Origin of the sequence: Thalassospira australica, assembly GCF_000763295.1 — a bacterium.
Classification (GTDB): Bacteria; Pseudomonadota; Alphaproteobacteria; order Rhodospirillales; family Thalassospiraceae; genus Thalassospira; species Thalassospira australica.
The window spans coordinates 660,668-678,440 of the sequence record NZ_JRJE01000032.1 but is presented as its reverse complement, the minus strand read 5'-3'; the positions used below and the strand labels follow the sequence as shown (position 1 = coordinate 678,440).

Annotated in this window: 17 protein-coding genes; 9 read left to right on the top strand and 8 right to left on the bottom strand. The window is 55.0% G+C overall.

What is annotated here, in order from left to right; genetic code table 11:
* Nucleotides 1-195 precede the first annotated feature (195 nt).
* Nucleotides 196-1,866, top strand: coding sequence for a methyl-accepting chemotaxis protein (locus JF44_RS0119285; protein WP_033070506.1), 1,671 nt, complete (start codon nucleotides 196-198; stop codon nucleotides 1,864-1,866).
* Nucleotides 1,867-1,995: 129 nt separating this feature from the next.
* On the opposite strand, the gene JF44_RS0119280 is transcribed toward JF44_RS0119285, so the two are convergent.
* On the bottom strand, nucleotides 1,996-2,916 hold the full coding sequence (locus JF44_RS0119280) for a DMT family transporter (RefSeq protein ID WP_033070505.1): 921 nt from the start codon (nucleotides 2,914-2,916) through the stop codon (nucleotides 1,996-1,998).
* A gap of 156 nt (nucleotides 2,917-3,072) precedes the next feature.
* Nucleotides 3,073-3,777: an SDR family oxidoreductase gene (locus tag JF44_RS0119275; protein ID WP_033070504.1), complete on the bottom strand. Its 705-nt coding sequence runs from the start codon at nucleotides 3,775-3,777 to the stop codon at nucleotides 3,073-3,075.
* A 62-nt stretch (nucleotides 3,778-3,839) separates the two neighbouring features.
* On the opposite strand from JF44_RS0119275, the gene JF44_RS0119270 reads away from it, so the two are divergent.
* Nucleotides 3,840-4,808, top strand: a complete 969-nt coding sequence (locus JF44_RS0119270) for a LysR substrate-binding domain-containing protein (protein WP_238318512.1) — start codon at nucleotides 3,840-3,842, stop codon at nucleotides 4,806-4,808.
* A 13-nt stretch (nucleotides 4,809-4,821) separates the two neighbouring features.
* Here the strand turns inward: JF44_RS0119270 and JF44_RS0119265 are convergent, their stop codons facing one another.
* Together JF44_RS0119265 and JF44_RS0119260 are read right to left on the bottom strand one after the other, a co-directional pair.
* Entirely contained in the window at nucleotides 4,822-5,682 is an 861-nt protein-coding gene (locus JF44_RS0119265; RefSeq protein ID WP_033070503.1) for a prephenate dehydratase, read from the bottom strand.
* An 80-nt stretch (nucleotides 5,683-5,762) separates the two neighbouring features.
* Nucleotides 5,763-6,503 (bottom strand): 3-deoxy-manno-octulosonate cytidylyltransferase, encoded by a 741-nt coding sequence (locus JF44_RS0119260; RefSeq protein ID WP_033070502.1) that lies wholly within the window; start codon nucleotides 6,501-6,503, stop codon nucleotides 5,763-5,765.
* Nucleotides 6,504-6,969: 466 nt separating this feature from the next.
* Between JF44_RS0119260 and JF44_RS0119245 the strand changes: the two genes are divergently transcribed.
* From JF44_RS0119245 to JF44_RS0119230, 4 genes are all read left to right on the top strand, one after another.
* Complete coding sequence (locus tag JF44_RS0119245) at nucleotides 6,970-7,599, top strand: c-type cytochrome (protein WP_081944509.1); 630 nt, start codon at nucleotides 6,970-6,972, stop codon at nucleotides 7,597-7,599.
* Nucleotides 7,600-7,761: 162 nt separating this feature from the next.
* On the top strand, nucleotides 7,762-8,544 hold the full coding sequence (gene hisN / locus JF44_RS0119240) for a histidinol-phosphatase (RefSeq protein WP_033070499.1): 783 nt from the start codon (nucleotides 7,762-7,764) through the stop codon (nucleotides 8,542-8,544).
* Nucleotides 8,545-8,595: 51 nt separating this feature from the next.
* Nucleotides 8,596-9,381 carry an inositol monophosphatase family protein gene (locus tag JF44_RS0119235; protein WP_033070498.1) on the top strand — a complete coding sequence of 262 codons (786 nt, stop codon included), beginning with the start codon at nucleotides 8,596-8,598 and terminating at the stop codon, nucleotides 9,379-9,381.
* A 112-nt stretch (nucleotides 9,382-9,493) separates the two neighbouring features.
* Nucleotides 9,494-10,711, top strand: a complete 1,218-nt coding sequence (locus JF44_RS0119230; protein WP_033070497.1) for a cation:proton antiporter — start codon at nucleotides 9,494-9,496, stop codon at nucleotides 10,709-10,711.
* A 40-nt stretch (nucleotides 10,712-10,751) separates the two neighbouring features.
* On the opposite strand, the gene JF44_RS0119225 is transcribed toward JF44_RS0119230, so the two are convergent.
* The 4 genes from JF44_RS0119225 to JF44_RS0119210 form a co-directional block, all read right to left on the bottom strand.
* Nucleotides 10,752-11,417 (bottom strand): LysE family translocator, encoded by a 666-nt coding sequence (locus JF44_RS0119225; protein WP_033070496.1) that lies wholly within the window; start codon nucleotides 11,415-11,417, stop codon nucleotides 10,752-10,754.
* On the bottom strand, nucleotides 11,417-11,914 hold the full coding sequence (locus tag JF44_RS0119220) for a DinB family protein (RefSeq protein ID WP_033070495.1): 498 nt from the start codon (nucleotides 11,912-11,914) through the stop codon (nucleotides 11,417-11,419). Before JF44_RS0119220 ends, JF44_RS0119225 begins: the two co-directional genes overlap by 1 nt.
* A gap of 147 nt (nucleotides 11,915-12,061) precedes the next feature.
* Complete coding sequence (locus tag JF44_RS0119215; protein WP_081944508.1) at nucleotides 12,062-14,065, bottom strand: potassium/proton antiporter; 2,004 nt, start codon at nucleotides 14,063-14,065, stop codon at nucleotides 12,062-12,064.
* Between the two features lie 144 nt (nucleotides 14,066-14,209).
* Complete coding sequence (locus JF44_RS0119210; RefSeq protein WP_033070494.1) at nucleotides 14,210-14,671, bottom strand: Lrp/AsnC family transcriptional regulator; 462 nt, start codon at nucleotides 14,669-14,671, stop codon at nucleotides 14,210-14,212.
* Between the two features lie 166 nt (nucleotides 14,672-14,837).
* Between JF44_RS0119210 and JF44_RS0119205 the strand changes: the two genes are divergently transcribed.
* The 3 genes from JF44_RS0119205 (at nucleotide 14,838) to JF44_RS0119195 (ending at nucleotide 17,701) form a co-directional block, all read left to right on the top strand.
* On the top strand, nucleotides 14,838-15,824 hold the full coding sequence (locus tag JF44_RS0119205; protein ID WP_052066054.1) for a DMT family transporter: 987 nt from the start codon (nucleotides 14,838-14,840) through the stop codon (nucleotides 15,822-15,824).
* Entirely contained in the window at nucleotides 15,817-16,761 is a 945-nt protein-coding gene (locus tag JF44_RS0119200; protein ID WP_033070493.1) for a DMT family transporter, read from the top strand. The genes JF44_RS0119205 and JF44_RS0119200 overlap by 8 nt, the downstream gene beginning before the upstream one ends.
* A 178-nt stretch (nucleotides 16,762-16,939) precedes the next feature.
* Nucleotides 16,940-17,701, top strand: coding sequence for an SDR family NAD(P)-dependent oxidoreductase (locus tag JF44_RS0119195; RefSeq protein ID WP_033070492.1), 762 nt, complete (start codon nucleotides 16,940-16,942; stop codon nucleotides 17,699-17,701).
* Nucleotides 17,702-17,773 lie beyond the last annotated feature (72 nt).

The following is a 17,773-nucleotide window of genomic DNA, read 5'->3' as shown; positions in this document are numbered from 1 at the left end:
ACAGCTGATTCTGTCTTTGCAAGCGAAGGAATGAGCCGGGTGATACAGGTGCCTGAACAATAAGTCAATCAAAGCCGACGCCCATCAGCCATGCAAAAACGCCGTAAACGGAAAAATATCCTGAATCGTTAACCAATTTAACGCCCATAGGTTGCTAATAACATAGACGTCACAATCGCTTATAAGGGGATAACCATGCGGTTTCGTGTTGTAACAGGGATTTTTTCAATCCCGGCAATTTGCCTTTTGACCTTGCTTGCGATCATTTTCACTGTCGCGCTGAATTATCAATCCAGCCTGCGCACCGCGAAATATGAACAGATTTCGCACCTGACCGAAGGCGCGGTTTCGATTGTTAATACCTATATTTCGAAAGCCCAAAACGGTGAAATGACTGTCGAGGAGGCCCAGGCTGCGGCCCTTGGCATTCTTGATCAATATCGCTTTGACGGTGAAAACTATATCTATGCCACCGATTACAGCCACTGCATGGTGCTTGACCCGCTAAGCCCGGAAGATGTTGGCAAATGCAACCCGGACAGCAAAGTCCGCACTATGATTGTCAAAACCGCCAAGGACGGTGGCGGCATTATTACCTATGAAACCAAAAAACCCGGCGAAGGCGACAGGCTGATCGAAAAGGCCGCCTATGTGCGCCCGATCCCTGAATGGAACTGGGCCATGGGTGCCGGTGTATATATGGATGATGTCGCGTCAGAATTTGCCTCTGTCATTCAGAACATCGCCATTATTTCATTCATCGCGATTGTCATTGCCGGGGTTTTGTCCTGGCTTGTGGGTACGCGCATAACCCGCAGCATCGTGCAGCTTAACGACAGCATCCGCGCCATTGCCGATGGTGATTACAAGACTGCGGTCGAAACCGAGTCCCGATTCGTTGAAATCAACGATATGGCAAGCGGGATTCTTGCCCTGCGTGACAAGTCGGCACAGGCCCAGCAACTTGAAGCCGATGCCGCGGTTCAAAAACAAAAGGCAGAAGAAGAACGACGCGCGAGTATCCGTTCGATTGCCGAAAAACTCGAAACGGGAGTCGGCAGCATTGCCAGCGCACTTAACAGTTCGGTTGCACGCAGCAATGATCTGGCGATCAGCATGGCCCATAATGCCGACGGTATTCTCGGACAGAGCCAGCAAGCGGCAACGGCAGCAGGAAGCGTTTCAGAAAATGTCGATGCGGTTGCAGCCGCCACCGAGGAGCTGTCATCGTCAATCACGGAAATCAATGTCCAGATTTCGCAGATGTCCAATACGGTCGAACGGGCAACCGATGAAAGCCAGAGCGCATCAAACGATGTCGCTGGCCTGTCCGAGACGGTAGAAAAGATCAAGGAAATCATTGGTCTGATCAATGACATTGCCGGTCAAACCAATCTGCTTGCACTGAATGCCACCATCGAAGCCGCCCGTGCGGGCGAAGCCGGGAAAGGCTTTGCTGTTGTTGCCAACGAGGTCAAGAACCTTGCCACACAGACAGCAAAGGCAACCGACGAGATCGCGGCCCAGATCAACGATATCGTTGATGGCACCGAACGCGCTGTAACCGGCATTTCACGTGTTTCGGAAACCATCGAACAGGTGCGCGGGGCCTCCACCGCGATTGCAGCCGCCATTGAACAGCAAGGTGCAGCAACACAGGAAATCTCGGGCAATGCGAATCGCAGTGCGGATGGCGTGAAACAGATTTCCTATAGCGTTGATGAGACGATGACGAATGCACAACGCACGACCGAAGATGCGGAAGAACTGAAATCGGCCTCGGCCGAACTTTCCGATCGTTCGGCCGAGCTGAGCCAGATCATTCAGCGTTTCTCGGGTGATTTGAAAAAGCAGGCTGAAAGCTAAGCCGCTTTTTTCGCCACAATGAAAAAGAAAGGCCGGACATTCCAATGTCCGGCCTTTTGTCTTTGTTCATCAGTCCCCGAAACTGCCCCCTGATGGCTTTTGCCATCCCCAGATAAGGCAACCTGATTTTCAGACACCTTTTTTTGAGACAGGGACAATCCGTTTGCCCGTTTGTTGCAGGAAGACACCAATCAAAATCGCAATCATTGCAAAGACATCAAGCATGGCAATCGGTTCCCCGACCAGAACGCCCCCGACCGCCATTGCCACCAATGGCGGCAGATAGGTCACCCCCGAAGCCGCCATGGCACCGAGCTTCGCAACAATGAAATAATACAGAATATATGCCAGGCCGGTGCCCAGAATGCCCAGCCCGACCACAAGCCCCCAAGCGGCTTTTGGATCGGAAAACACGAGGTCGATGTTTGTGTAATCCGTGGCGACGGCAAAGATCAGCGTCGCGATACCAATCTGATAAGTCGAAAGTGACACCGCAGACAGTTTGAGTGGCGTTATGAATTTGCGGGCATAAACAAATGAACAACCGACACTAAGCGCCCCGGCAACCATATAGGCCGTACCGACCAGACTGACCCCGCCATCTGCCATCTGGGCACCATCAAGCTGCCAGGGACGGGCAATCAGAACGACCCCGGCAAAGCCCAAAGCCAACCCGGTGAGCGATTTGGGTGTCGACCGTTCTTCGCGCAGGAACAGCAAGGCAGTTACAAAAGTGAAAAGCGGAATGGCACCGCTGAGCATTCCGGCGACACTCGAAAGCAAAAGTGCCGCCCCCTTGGCAAAGGCGAAATAGTAAATTGCCGTCGCCAACAGCGCCATCACCACGAAATGATGGATATGGCGCATATCACGAAGGCGGATTTCGCCACGGATCACAGCAAAAACCAATAACGGTATAAACCCGAAGACCACCCGCAAAAAGGCAACTTGTTGCGGGGTAATGTATTCGGCTGCCCATTTCATGAAGATGAAGTTGCTTCCCCAGATCACACCGAGCAAGACAAAGGCAAAATAGGCAATTGTTTTCATTTCACAGACTGTTCTTATCAAATGGTTTGATCCCGCATCATCGTCGATAAAACAAGATGCGATCACACCCAAACAGGCAACGCCAAACAAACGGCATTGCCTGTCATTTTTAAGGTTGGCTACCGGTCAAACCGGGATAGGTGCAAGATTATCTGATCAGACGGAGCGGGTGATGCCGCCATCCACGCGAAGGTTCTGACCGGTAATATAGCCTGCCCCGTCAGAGGCAAGGAAAGCAATGGTGGCGGCGATTTCCTCGCTTTTGCCGTAGCGTCCCATCGGCACCCGGTCACGACGTTCATCGGTTTCGGGCAGACTGTCGATAAAGCCGGGAAGAACATTGTTCATACGGATGTTCTCAGGCGCATATTTATCGGCAAACAGTTTGGTAAAGGCCGCAAGCCCGGCACGGAAAACGCCAGATGTCGGAAATACCGGATCGGGCTCAAAGGCCGCAAAGGTCGAGATATTGATGATCACGCCACCGCCCTGCTTTTGCATGATCGGGGTTACCATCCGGGCCGGACGCACGGCATTGAGGAAATAAACATCCATGCCGGTGTGCCAATCATCATCGGTCAGATCCAGCACCGCCTTGCGCGGGCCATGCCCGGCGGAATTGACCAGCACATCAATCCGGCCCCATTTTTCCATCGCCAGATCGACCAGCTTTTGCAGATCATCATTTGACTGGTTCGAGCCGGTCACACCGATCCCGCCAAGCTCGGCGGCCAGGGCTTCGCCCTTGCCCGACGAGGACAGGATGGCGACCTTGTAGCCATCGTCAGCCAATTTACGTGCGGCATCCGCACCCATACCGCTACCGCCTGCGGTGATCAGGGCTACTTTTTCTACTGTCATGACGACTCCTTTTATCTGCGAGATTGTCGCATCGGGAAACTCTGTTACACTTAGGATATGGGGTGATTGCAATTTCGACCAATCAGAATTTCGACGTTGATGGTGTAGAAAAACTATTGATAAATGACTCAGACAAACCGCTCCCGCCGTTAAATGCCCTGCGTGCCTTTGATGCGGCGGGACGTCATTTGAATTTCCGGATTGCGGCAGAAGAACTTGGCGTGACTCAAGGGGCCGTGGCCCAGCATATACGTGGCCTGGAGGCCTATCTTGGGCTGAAACTGTTTGACCGGTTGCCGCGCACATTGGCTCTCACCGGAAACGGGCATCGCTATCACGCAGAAATCAGCCGGGCGTTTGCCATCATGCATACGGCCACCCGGACACTTCAGCCGCAGGCGACGCATCTGACCATCAGCACCACACCAACATTTGCGGCCAAATGGCTGATCCCGCGCCTATCGGATTTCGCAGCCGAGAACCCGCAAATCGAATTGCGCATCGTCGCAACGGAAAAGGCATCAAATTTTCATTCTGACGGTGTCGATCTGGCGGTGCGCCAAACCAGTTCGAGCTTTGCAGCCGGGCTTCTGGCCGATTTGCTGTTCAAACAGGATATTGTTGCGATTTGCAGCCCGGGGCTTCTGAGCAATTTCCCCGACCGGTTGAACGTTGGCGATCTTGACCGGCTGGTTCTTATTCACGACTCGCACAATCTGTGGCCGGAATATCTGAAAACCGTGTTCGGGCATGAAACCCCGGACCCGCCCAAAAATGTGCGGCTGAACCAGACGGCACTGGCGATTGATGCCGCCTTGTCCGGGCAAGGCATTGCGCTTGCCAGTCGGTTTCTGGTCGAACAGGATTTAGCCGCCGGTCGGCTGGTGCAACCCTTTGGTCATGTCCTGCGCGGGACACGCGACTTTTATCTGGTCAGCCCGCGTGACGGCAAAAACCAGGCGGCCTGCGATCAGGTACGCACATGGATGCTGAAATGGCGTGAAACCGAAACAGCATCTGCCCGCGACTAAAGACTGAAAACGCCTATTCCGCCGGAAGGTTGTTTTCCTTGCGGAAAGAATGTGCGGGATAAACGCCAAGAATGCGGACCTCATGCGAGAAGAATTGCAGTTCTTCCAGTGCATGGCGCAGGCCAAGCTGTTCGGGGTGGGCTTCGACTTCGGCAAAGAACTGGGTCGCGGTGAAGTGGCCTTCGACCATATAGCTTTCAAGCTTGGTCATATTGATGCCATTGGTGGCAAAACCGCCCAGTGCCTTATAAAGGGCGGCGGCCACGTTGCGCACACGAAAGACAAAGCTTGTCACCACCGGGGTGCCGTCATTGGCAATATTGAGCGGTTCGCGCGCGAGGACAATAAAGCGCGTGGTGTTATGGGCGGCGTCTTCGACCTCGGTGCGCAGGATATCAAGACCATAAATCTCGGCCGCCAGGGCCGGGGCGATGGCAGCAATTGATTTATCACCGCGATCAGCGACTTCCTTGGCACAGCCTGCGGTATCAGGACCAACCACGGCATTTACGCCAAGTTCCTTGCGGATTTTGCGGCATTGGCCGAGCGCATGGACGTGGCTGTGGATTTCCTTGATGTCTTCGATCTTGGTGCCCGGTACCGCAACCAGTGCATGGTTAATGCGCAGGAAGGTTTCACCGATAATATGCACACCCGATTCCGGCAGGATGTGGTGCACATCGGCCACACGCCCGGCCAGCGTGTTGTCAATCGGGATTACCGCCAGATCGACATCGCCATTTTCCAATGCGCTAAAGGCGCCTTCAAAGGTTCTGTAGGGAACAGTCGCGGCCCCCGGAAAGGCGCGACGGGCTGCCTGATCGGAATAGGCACCGTGCATCCCCTGAAAAGCGATCCTTTGTTGCGCAGTCATCTGGCTGTTTCCTGACGTGTTCGTAAAGACTTGTTATAGAGCCGCACCCCTTTTCGATGCGGCCAGATAGAAAACCCCAATTACGCGCCCAAGACAAGTCGTGCGCGTTCAAGGTCTTCGGGGGTATCGACACCCAGCGGCACACCATCGACCAGGGCGACCGCGATCACCATACCGTTTTCAAGCGCGCGCAGCTGTTCGAGCTTTTCGCGTTGTTCCAGTTCGGCAGGCGGCAGCGAAACAAAGCGATCAAGAGCAGCACGGCGATAGGTATAAAGGCCGATGTGATGATAGAGCGGCCCATCGCCATAAGGGGCGGTTGCGCGGGTGAAATAAAGCGCACGTGCGACCCGCCCGGTGCCAAAAGCCGCGACCGCCTTGACCACATTGGGGTTGTTGCGTTCTTCGTCGCGTTTGATTTCCGCAGCAAGGGTCGCGATATCGACATCGGGATCGGCAAGCGGTTCAAACACGGCACGGATGTCTGCGGCATCGATGGTGGGCAAATCGCCCTGCACATTGACCACCGCATCATATTTGCCATCCGGATCAAACGTTTCGAGCGCCTGATGCACCCGGTCCGAGCCACTTGGCAAATCGGGATCGGTCAGAACCGCGATGCCGCCCGCTGCAGTGACCGCATCGGCAATTTCCTGTTCGGCGCAGGCGACAAGTACCGGGCCGATTCCCGCTTCGAGCGCGCGGCGCCAGACCTGTACGATCATGGGTTCCCCACAGATGTCAGCCAGCGGCTTGTTGGGCAGGCGCATAGAGGCCATGCGGGCAGGGATAACAACAACGGGATTGCGTGGCGTCGACATTTTCAAGCTCCGGTCAGGCATAAACGCCCTGTATTTTGATCTTGTATTTGATCTTGCGCAAAGCACGGTTCAGGCAAGCGATGGCACAAAACATCCGGATCAGGACATATTAAACAAACAGGTTCTGACCCTAAAACGGCGCGACATTAGCCGGTTTTGGGGCACAGATGAAAGACGGAATCGCCTTTCATCGGGCAGCAGGGTAAAAACTTATTGCCATGACCGGTGCGATCATATGCATGGGTTTTGGCCCTAGACGAAAGTTTTAAAGCATCTGCTTTCGCCTTGGTGTTTAAGAAAGGTTGATGCAAATCGCTGAAACGTATAGTTTCCCTGCGACCAGTTTTGCCAGCGGTTACGTGTGAGTTGCTCATTGATGAGAACTGCTTGGGGCTTTTGGGCAAACTGCGTAAATATATTATAATTGAGAAACCTGAGAGTGATTAGGCTGTAACGGGGTCCCGTCATGAACACGATGGAAATCAACAAGATCGTCGCCGGAGTCATTTGCGCCGTGCTTTTGGTAGTTGTTGTCGGCAAGATCGGCAACGCGCTGGTTCATCCCGATGAACTTGAAGCACCGGTGTATCCGTTCTCCGAAGACGTACTGGCGGGAGCAAATGCCCCTGCTGCGGCACCGGCCGCACCGGCGGGTCCGGAACCGATTCTGGCGATGTTGGCATCTGCTGACCTTGGTCAGGGTGAAAAAGTATTCAAAAAGTGCGCATCTTGCCACGAAGCTGAAAAAGGCGGTCCGAACAAAACCGGCCCGAACCTTTATGGTGTTGTTGGTGCGGCGTTTGGCCACGTTGGGGACTTCTCTTATTCCGATGGCATCGCCAACCATGGCGGCACCTGGGGCTTTGAAGAGCTGAACGAGTTCCTTTACAAGCCGCGTGACTATATCGATGGCACGAAGATGAGCTTTGGCGGCCTTAAGAAGGCATCTGACCGTGCAGCTGTGATTGCATGGCTCAACAGCAAGTCAGACAATCCGCTTGCGCTTCCGGATCCGGCAGCAGTTGAAGCCGCCAACGCGGCGGAAGAAGCTGTTGATGGCGCAGCCGATGCTGTTGAAGAAGCGGTCGCGCAGTAAGCTTATTCAAACCTGACCAGTTGTTTCTGATCAGAGATTGATTTTACAGGGGACAGGAAACTGTCCCCTGTTTGCGTATGCAGACCTTGCCTTATCGGGCCAAAGCGGAAATATTACCGCCCAGATCACATCCGCCCCCACTGCCTGCAGGAACGCATTTTTATGGAAAATCTCGACCCATTTCTGGAAATCGCCCACAAATTGGCCGATGCCGCGCGCCCTGTTGTGCGCAAATATTACCGCACTCCGGTGGCCGTGGATGTGAAGGCCGATGACAGTCCGGTCACGATTGCCGATCGGGAAGTCGAACGCACCATGCGCGATATCCTCAATGCCGAATTGCCCGATCACGGCATTCTTGGCGAGGAACACGGACGTGAAAATACGGATGCGGAATATGTCTGGGTGCTTGATCCGATTGATGGCACCAAATCATTCATTTCCGGCAAGCCAAGCTTTGCGACCCTGATTGCGCTTTGCCATAACGGCAAACCTGTTTTGGGCGTGATTGATCAGGCGATTACCGATGAACGCTGGGTCGGTGTTATGGGGCAGGCCAGCACCATGAATGGCGTGGAAATCAGTGCGCGCGAATGCGAAGACCTTGACCGCGCCACATTTTTCACCACCGCGCCGGAATTGTTCACCGGGGACTCGCAAAAGGCCTATGCGGCGATTGCGGAAAAATGCCGGGTGCCGATGTATGGCGTGGATGCCTATGCCTATGGCCTGACCGCACTTGGCCTGGCCGATACGGTGGTGGAAATAGGGCTTCAGGCTTATGATTTTTGTGCGCTTGTGCCCGTTGTTGAAGGGGCCGGTGGCGTCGTGACCGATTGGTCGGGCACCGCACTTACCATGGATAGCCGGGGCGACGTGATTGCCAGTGGCGATGCGCGCTGCCATCAGGATGTTCTGACCACGATCAAGGCGGCGATGGCGTAACCTTCGCCCTATGTCCCGCGACCAACTCCCTTGCCCGACACAGGAAATCCCATGATCAACAGTCACCCGTTTCTTGCCATGGCCCACAAACTGGCGGATGCCGCGCGCCCGGTTTTGCAAAGCTATTTCCGCAAGCCGCTTGCGATTGACGAGAAGGGGGATGCCAGCCTTGTGACCGATGCCGACCGGGCGATTGAACGCACCATGCGCGATCTGATCAATGCCGAACTGCCCGATCATGGCATTCTGGGCGAGGAATACGGCCCGGAAAACCTTGATGCCGAGTACGTCTGGATCCTTGATCCGATTGACGGCACCAAATCATTCATCACCGGCAAGCCCAGCTTCAACACCCTGATTTCGCTGTGTCAGAATGGCAAACCGATTTTAGGGGTGATTGATCAGGCGATTTTGGATGAACGCTGGATCGGGATCGAGGGGCAACCAACGACCTTGAACGACAAAGTGGTCACAGCGCGCGCATGCGCACACCTGAAAGACGCCACCATTTTCACCACAGGCCCGGATCTTTTCATCGAAGAAAAGGCAATTGCCGGATATGAAGCGGCCTTTAGCTCTGCCAAGCAACCAATTTACGGCATTGATTCATACGGCTATGGCCTGATTGCCATGGGGTTTGGCGATGTCCTGGTGGAATCCAATCTGCAGCCTTATGATTTTTGTGCCGCTGTTCCGGTGATTGAAGGGGCTGGCGGGGTGATTACCGACTGGAACGGTAAAAGCCTTACGATCGACAGTGGGGATTTGGTGATTGCCAGTGGCGATACGCGTTGCCATCAGGAAGGCTTGGCGGTTTTGCAAAAGGCGATTGCCTGATCACCGCGTCGTTTGCACAAAGCAATATGCCCAAGGCATGTGACTGAACCATTTGGTGATTTATCCTCTTTGAGGCAAAATCATCTGAATTGGCAACAAGTTGGACCGTGCGATGTTCGAGTGGGTGATCATCCTGTTTCTGGGATCGGGGCTGGTGTACGGGTTGCAGTCACGGCGCCTGCAACGGCGCAACATATCCTCGCCGATGATGATGTTGCTGGCCGGATTGCTGGTTGCCCTGCCGCTTGGCATCTGGCATGGCGCGCCGCTTGATGCGCTTTCGGGCAGCATTCATTTTGCCACCGCCTTTGCCGAGATGACGCTGGCGATCATTTTGTTTCTTGATGCAGCCGTCCTTGATTATCGCAAGGAAAACCCGGCGCGCAGAATTGCCACGCGGTTGCTTCTGGTTGGCTTGCCGCTGACCATCGGGGTGACATGGGCCTTTATTGTCGGACTTGATCCAACAGTTGGACTTGTACCCGCACTTATCCTTGCGCTGATTGTCAGCCCGACCGATGCCGCCCTTGGCCGTCCGGTTCTGGAAAACAAGGGCGTGCCCGAACCGGTGCGCCAGGGCATCAATATTGAAAGCGGGCTGAATGACGGGCTGGTTTTGCCGGTCTTTACCACGGCGGTCATGCTTGAAGCCGATCTTCTGGGCAACGGCGGCGACGGCTGGATCAAGGATGCCATCTTTGAAATTTCCATTGGGGCCGGTGTCGGGGTCCTTTGCGGCGTTGTCCTTGGCAAGGCCGTCAACCATGCGGTGATCCGCGATACCATTGTCGATCGGTTTGAACGGTTGCTTGGCGTTTTGGCCGCCCTTTTCATCTTCCTTCTGACAGAAGAGCTTGGCGGCAACGGATTTGTTGCGGCCTTTGCGGGGGGCCTTGCGCTTAATATCTCAAGCGAGAAGGTGCGCGATACGATCGAAAGCTTTGGCGAGGCCGAGTCAGAGCTTCTGACCATGCTGACGTTCTTTGTCTTTGGCCTGATCATTGTGCCGGCCGTGTTTGATAGCTGGACCTGGCCGATGCTGGTGTTCTCGGTCACAAGCCTTGTACTGCTGCGCCCGATTTGCGTATGGGTCTGCATGATCGGCAGCCCCTATAGCTTTGGCGAGAAACTTTATATCGGCTGGTTCGGGCCACGCGGCATTGCATCGGTGATTTACATGCTGATCATGGCGACCATGATTGACCCCAAAGAGTTCGAACCCCTGATCGCGGCGGGCACCATGATCATCTGTATCAGCATCGTCGCACACGGCATTTCCGCCGCCCCGGCATCACAGGCACTGGTGCGCTATCTGGCCAAAAAATCCTAAGAACGGCGCGGGTCAGGCGGGGAGAGAACAGACACGGATTCTATTGCTGGCTGAGCGCAAGGCGAATGCCAAGTGCGATGAACATGGCACCAAGCGCACGATGCAGCCAGGCCCCCAGGCGTTGACGGCCCTTTATCCGGACTGCGGCCGATGCAACGGCAATGACCAGCATGCCTTCGACCAGAAATGCGATCAAAAGCACCATCAGGCCAAGCACCAGAAATTGAAGCCCGGCATTGCCCATGGCGGGATCAACAAATTGCGGCAAAAAGGCCATGAAGAAAATCGCGACCTTGGGATTGAGCACATCAATCATCACCCCCTGTCGCCAGGCAACAAAGGCGGTGATGGATTTGCGTGGAATGGTGATGTCCGATTTCGGTTCAGATTCGTCTGCCTGCTGGTCCTTGCGGGCAAAACTGCTGCGCAAAGCGCCAATCCCCAACCAAACCAGATAGGCCACCCCAACCCATTTGACGATGGCAAAGGCCAGTGCCGATGTCGCAAGGATGGCCGACAGGCCAAAGGTGGCTGCCAGAACATGGACAAATGCGCCCGAAATCACGCCCAAACTGGAAAACAATCCAATCTTGCGACCATGAACGGCCGTTTGCCCGACAATATAGGCCATGTCCGGCCCGGGCGAGATATTGAGCAAAAGGGCCGCAATCAGAAACGGCGTATAGGCAACAAGCAGATCAATCATCACAATTGTTCCCGCCCATAGTAAATCAGATCGATTTCAAGCGGACCAGATCCGGCTTCAAGCAGCATGTTGGAAAGCTGCCCGCGATGGTGGGTCTGATGGTTAAACATATGCGCCAGTATCAGATCGCGCGGCATGGTATAGGCCCCGGCGGAAACCGACTGATAGGTCAGGTCCGATGTGACATCGCTGTCTGTCAGGCCACGGGTGAACTCAAGGATCACCTGATCCTGTTCATGACGTGCAGTGCGCAATTCATCAAAGTTTTCATAAAGCACGGTATCAAGTGCCATGGTAACCGGGGTGCCCAAAAGCCGGCCCATCCACAATTGATCGGCAACAACAAGATGGTTCAGCGTGCGCAAAATCGACGGAAAGAAGGCCGTCCGGGGTGCGATGAGCTCAGATTGGGGCAGCTTGGCACAGGCGTCATAGGCATGGCCATTGGCCCAGATATTATATTGCGCCATGCGCTCGAAATAGGCTGCACCATTCATCTTTATTCTCCGTCAATTCTGGGGCCCGATGACCCGGCACAGGCAGACAACCTGTGTGTAACAATCGATAATTTAGGGCAGTTTCGCGATGCCCCCAAACCAGCATTTTTAATCCCGGCATTAGACAGGCTAGGGTCAGAACCCTGATCAATCGGATGCCTTTGATGGTTTGTCCTTTGGCGGCACATCATCCTGTGGCTGTGACTGATTGGCCACCACCTCATCAGTTTCCCGCCCGTTTTGACTTTCCGGACCCTGTTCTTCGGGGTCTTGATTTTCGGAGCCTTGATTTTCGGGCGCATCAAGCGCGTCGGGTATGGTCGCCGGGGGGTTCAGGAGGGCGTTCTTTTGCGCACGTTTGCGTTTTTGCCAGTCTTTCCAGATTGCAAGTAATTCGCTGCGCGACTGGAAGATCGGAATGCGGCGTTTGGGTTGGGTTGTTTGCTGTTCAACCGCAAGGCCGACTTCGATCACCCCATGTTCGTCATCGGTTCGGCGCACAATCAATTCCACCGTGCCATAGGGCAACCGGTCGCCAAGTTCGACGTCGCCCGCCAGATCGCGTTTGAGAATGTCAGCAGCGCTTAGTTCGATATCTTTTTCATCAACGGCAAAGCCATAAAGCCGACCGATATCGGCAATCATGGTATCGGGCGGGAAGCTGAAATCGCCAAACAGTTCGACGTCATTGGCCCCTTCGGCCGGGCCCGCAAACAACTGATCAAGCAGTTCGACATGGCGCGGCGGGGTAATGATATAGACCCGGTCACCGGCCTGAATCGGCCCCGCAGAATGCGGGCGAAGCGACGCCCCGTCGCGCAAAATCAGACTGGGCCGCGCCCAACGGGGGATGCGTTGTCCGGTGGCCACCGCACTTTGTTCATGGACGCGGTAAACAACGACTTCCTGATTGGCATTGCCGGGCAGTTCCAGATCAATACGGTCCACCGGACCATGGCGCGTCGGCACAATGATGCCAAGCCATTTGGCGACCCTGCGAATGGTCCAGCCCTGGAGCAAAAGCGAGGTGATCACGACGATAAAGGCAGTGTTAAACAAAAGCTGCCCTTCGGGCACGCCTTCGACCATTGGCACAATGGCCAGCAGGATCGATACCGCCCCGCGCAACCCGACCCAGGAAATAAACGCCGTGTCATTGCGCGAGAAATTGAAAAACATCAGGCACAGCCAGACCGCGACCGGACGGGCGACAAACACCAGAACCAGTGCCAGAATCACACCGGGAATAATGACATCGCCAAATTCCGACGGGGTCGCAAGCAGACCAAGGGTGACAAACATGGCGATCTGGGCAAGCCAGGTGGTGACATGCTGAAAGCGCCGGACACCGACGCTCATTTGCATTTTGCTGTTGCCGGCATAGAGGCCTGCGACATAGACCGCCAAGAACCCGCTGCCACCAAGAATGCTGGTGGCGCCAAACAGCGAAAGCGCAAGCGCAATGGTAATGATCGGCACCAGACCCGGTTCGAGCTTGACCCGGTTGATCATCCAGACCAGCGCATAACCGCCTGCCAAACCGAAAATCCCGCCCAGACCGATCTGCAGAACGAAGCGCTGCAACAGTTCAAGCGCGATATTTTCGCCCCCACCCAGAATGATCAGTTCGACCAGGGATATGGTCAGAAACACTGCCATCGGGTCGTTGGAGCCGGATTCAACTTCAAGCGTGCTGCGCGTGCGATCACGCAGATTTATGCCCCCGACCCGCAACAGGAAAAACACCGCCGCCGCATCGGTCGAACTGACAATCGCCCCGAACAAAAGAGCCACCAGCCACGGCACATCAAGCACCAGCCAGGTCACCCCGCCGATGACGCCCGTGGTGATCACCACCCCGAAGGTTGCCAGAACCAGCGAAGGCCCGGCGGCGATTTTTAACGTTCGAAGCTGGGTTTCAAAGCCACTGTCAAACAGGATCAGGGCAAGCGCGATGGAGCCGATAAAATAGGCCAGCGGCGCATTGTCAAACATGATGCCGCCGATACCGTCCTCGCCAGCCCCCAGACCGACAAACAGAAAGACCAGCAGCAAGGGCGCGCCGACCCGGAAGCTGACCAGGCTGGTGAAAACAGCAACCACCACCAGAATCGATGCAATCAGGATTACCAGATTCATCGATTCAATCATGTTGGGGCTCCTGTCCTAGGGCGTTAGTTTGGGTTCGGTTGGCTTCTCACAAAACAATATCACATCAGATACTTAGGAAATGATGACTGGCAATGCCATCATCCCCGAAAAATTATCAAATTTCGGCTTTGCTCTGAAAATTGATCAGTCTGATTCCGATTGTGCCGGAACAAACATGGTTTCTTTTGAAGTCGACAGGGCAATTTCTGGCAAAACTTCGACAACACCCTGCATTTCCTTGATGGTATCGGAAATGAAACTTTCGAGATGAGCAGTATCGCGCAGGCGCAGTTTGACAAGGAAATCAAAGCGCCCGGTCATGTGGTGACATTCCAGAACTTCGTCCGCCTTGATCAATGATTTGACCAGCTTCTTGTTGCCCTTGGCCGGGTCGGTGCGCAGCCAGACCATTGCGGTTAACGCCCGACCAATGGCGTGCGGGTCCACAGCAATGCGATACGCCTGAATGATCCCCTGTTCACGCAGTTTGCGCACGCGATCATTCACTGCAGAAACCGACAAACCGACCTTGGTTCCGAGAACCGAATAGGACAGTGACGCGTCTTCCTGCAGGATATCGATCAATTTGCGATCAATAGCATCCATTTATCTTCCCCCTGATGGATTCCTGTCGACGGCGGATCTTACACGAAAAACCGCAGAGCGCGAACCGTTCCCCATATTTGCCGGGGCTGCCATGCGTCACAACCATACAATATCTCTTTCGTGAGGCTGGATTTTTTCCGGATAGCTGCGTAAACCTTTACGAGTAATGATTTTACCTCGCCCCTCCGCCGACAATGCAGCCCTTATGGGTGCCCTGCTGATGATCAGCGCTGCAATGTGTTTTGCGGTGATGGCGGTTTTCATCCGCTATGTCACCGCAGACCTGCATCCGTTTGAGGCATCGTTTTTCCGTAACCTGTTTGGCTTGTTGCCGATGGTGCCGTGGATGGTGCGCCACGGGCGGAGCGGATTAAAGACAGAGCGATTCAAACTGCATTTCCTACGCGGTGTACTTGGTTTCGGGGCGATGTCGTGCATTTTCACAGCCCTGGCGCTGACCCCGGCAGCCCAAGTCATTGCAATCAACTTTACCCTGCCGATCCTGACCACGATTCTTGCTGCCGTAGTCGTGCGCGAAACCGTGCGTGCACGACGCTGGAGTGCGATCGCGATTGGCTTTGTCGGCGCGATGATCGTGATCCGTCCGTTCGGTCAAAGTTTTGAGACCGGCGCGATCCTTGCCCTTGGCGCGACCGTTTTCATGGCCTGCGCGATGACCACGGTCAAAATGCTGTCGCGAACCGAAAGTGCCAACGCCATTGTGACGTGGATGGGGCTGATCATGACGCCGCTGTCGCTGATCCCGGCCCTGATATACTGGCAGGGGCCGAGCGTTTGGCAGATGTTCATTCTGTTGGTGATCGCGGTCACCGGAACGGCGGGGCAGCAATTGCTGGTGCGGGCCTATCGCACGGCCGATCAGTCCTATGTGATGATCTTTGATTTCCTGCGCCTGCCGTTTGTCGCGGCATTGGCCTATGTCATGTTTGGCGAGGTGGTTGATTTCTGGACGTGGGCCGGGGCGGGTTTGATTATCGGATCGTCTTTGTATATCGCCCGGCGCGAGGCGGTTCTGGCGAAAAGGGCCAAGGCGCAACTTCGAACACCCACCACAGCGCCTGCCGACCCGCAAGCAATCCCCATCACCCCGATTGATCGTGATGACAGCGCAAAGGACAAACCCGATGCGTGACTGGTTTAATGGTCTGCCACCCTATTTGCAGGCAACCGCCTTTGGCCTGATGGCGTCGATCAGTGCGGCGATCTTTTCGGTGTTTGTGCGCCTTGCGACCGAACATATTCACCCGCTTCAGGCGGTGTTTTTTCGCAATTTCTTTGGCCTTCTGTTCATCGCACCACTGGCACTTAGAGCCGGTCTGGTCCCGCTTAAGACCAAACGTTTTCCGATGTTTTGCCTGCGCGCGGTTTTGTCGATGGGGGCGATGAGCTTCTGGTTTTCGGCCATTGCCTATATGCCCTTGGCCGAGGCCACCGCGCTTAACTTTACCGTGCCGCTATTTGGTACCCTTTTGGCGGCGATTTTTCTGGGCGAGAAAATCCGAAAATACCGAATTGCCGCCCTTTTTGTCGGTTTTTGCGGGGTTTTGGTCATCATCCGTCCGGGGGATGACACGGTGCAACTGGCAAGCCTGTTGCCGATTGCAGCGGCCATCTGCATGGCCAGTGCGGGGCTTACCATCAAATCCCTGTCGCGGACCGAAAACCCGACCACCATCCTGCTTTATATGATGGTGATGACCACGCCAATGACCTTGATCCCGGCATTGTTTGTCTGGGAACCCCCCAGCCTTGAGGCGATCTTGCTTATGGTGGCGGGGGCGTTTATGGCCAACCTGACCCAGATCGGCAACACCAATGCATTCCGGGTTTATGATTACAGCTTTGTCATCGGGTTCAATTACCTGCGCCTGCCGTTTGTTTCGGTGATCGCGCTGGTGATGTTTGGTGAAGTGCCGGAAATCTGGCTTGTGCCCGGTGCCGCCTTGATTGTCGGATCCGCGCTTTATATTGCGCGGCGCGAGGCAAAGCTGAACCGCGAAGCCAACCGCATCAAACGCGGCCTTTCATCCACCGCCAGTGATCTTGATCCGCCTGTTTCGCGGCGTTAACCCGCACGACAAGAGCAAGGTGTGAAAGCCGACCACCACAATTCGTGGCGCACCTATTTCCGATCCAGATATTTCCGATCCAATTTCACACGGCAGAAAGCACCTTGCCCGATAAAGATATAATTTGGTATATAAATACCAATTAATCATATTATCGATATCGCGGAGGCTTCACGTCATGCAGATCAAGGGTTCCATTGCCATTGTCACCGGGGCTGCATCCGGTCTGGGTGCAGCGACGGCAGAGGTGCTGGCAGGTGCGGGTGCGCGTATTGTTGCCTTTGATCTGAATGAAGACGGGGCCAAGGCGACCGCCGAAAAGCTTGGCGGTGTCGGTTTTGGCGTTGATGTTTCAGATGCCCAAAGCGTTGAAACAGCCGTTGCCGAGGTCGTCAAAACCATCGGACGCCCAACGATTGCCGTGAATTGTGCGGGGATTGTGCATGGCGAACGCATTGTCGGGCGCGAAGGCCCTGCTGATCTTGACGCGTTTTCCAAGGTGATTTCGGTCAATCTGATCGGCACATTCAACATGATGCGGGTCACAGCCAACGCCATGAGCCAGAACGATCCATCCGGGTCCGGCGAGCGCGGGGTGATTATCAACACCGCATCCATCGCGGCCTTTGAAGGGCAGATCGGACAGGCCGCCTATGCCGCGTCCAAGGGCGGGGTGGCATCGCTTACGCTTCCGGCGGCGCGTGAGTTGGCGCGCCATGGGGTTCGGGTGATCTCAATCGCGCCGGGTCTGTTTGGCACGCCGATGCTGATGGGCCTGCCCGATGAGATTCAGGAAAGCCTGGCTGCCAATACGCCGTTCCCGAAACGGTTGGGCGATCCGTATGAGTATGGCCGTCTGGCGATGCATATTTGTGAAAATGAAATGATCAATGGCGAGACCATTCGCATTGATGGCGCGGTCCGGCTGGAACCGAAATAGTCCCGCAAAAACGGTCAGCCATAGATACCGCTGCCTCATGCCCTGCCGTTCCCCCAGCGGCAGGGCAATTTC

Coding starts and splice junctions, on each gene's coding strand:
- JF44_RS0119260 (WP_033070502.1), bottom strand. CDS start 6,503: ATGTCGACGCCACGCAATCCCGTTGTTGTTATCCCTGCCCGCATGGCC.
- JF44_RS0119235 (WP_033070498.1), top strand. CDS start 8,596: ATGATCAACAGTCACCCGTTTCTTGCCATGGCCCACAAACTGGCGGAT.
- JF44_RS0119275 (WP_033070504.1), bottom strand. CDS start 3,777: ATGACAGTAGAAAAAGTAGCCCTGATCACCGCAGGCGGTAGCGGTATG.
- hisN (WP_033070499.1), top strand. CDS start 7,762: ATGGAAAATCTCGACCCATTTCTGGAAATCGCCCACAAATTGGCCGAT.
- JF44_RS0119195 (WP_033070492.1), top strand. CDS start 16,940: ATGCAGATCAAGGGTTCCATTGCCATTGTCACCGGGGCTGCATCCGGT.
- JF44_RS0119210 (WP_033070494.1), bottom strand. CDS start 14,671: ATGGATGCTATTGATCGCAAATTGATCGATATCCTGCAGGAAGACGCG.
- JF44_RS0119245 (WP_081944509.1), top strand. CDS start 6,970: ATGAACACGATGGAAATCAACAAGATCGTCGCCGGAGTCATTTGCGCC.
- JF44_RS0119220 (WP_033070495.1), bottom strand. CDS start 11,914: ATGAATGGTGCAGCCTATTTCGAGCGCATGGCGCAATATAATATCTGG.
- JF44_RS0119205 (WP_052066054.1), top strand. CDS start 14,838: ATGATTTTACCTCGCCCCTCCGCCGACAATGCAGCCCTTATGGGTGCC.
- JF44_RS0119225 (WP_033070496.1), bottom strand. CDS start 11,417: ATGATTGATCTGCTTGTTGCCTATACGCCGTTTCTGATTGCGGCCCTT.
- JF44_RS0119230 (WP_033070497.1), top strand. CDS start 9,494: ATGTTCGAGTGGGTGATCATCCTGTTTCTGGGATCGGGGCTGGTGTAC.
- JF44_RS0119200 (WP_033070493.1), top strand. CDS start 15,817: ATGCGTGACTGGTTTAATGGTCTGCCACCCTATTTGCAGGCAACCGCC.
- JF44_RS0119215 (WP_081944508.1), bottom strand. CDS start 14,065: ATGATTGAATCGATGAATCTGGTAATCCTGATTGCATCGATTCTGGTG.
- JF44_RS0119265 (WP_033070503.1), bottom strand. CDS start 5,682: ATGACTGCGCAACAAAGGATCGCTTTTCAGGGGATGCACGGTGCCTAT.
- JF44_RS0119285 (WP_033070506.1), top strand. CDS start 196: ATGCGGTTTCGTGTTGTAACAGGGATTTTTTCAATCCCGGCAATTTGC.
- JF44_RS0119280 (WP_033070505.1), bottom strand. CDS start 2,916: ATGAAAACAATTGCCTATTTTGCCTTTGTCTTGCTCGGTGTGATCTGG.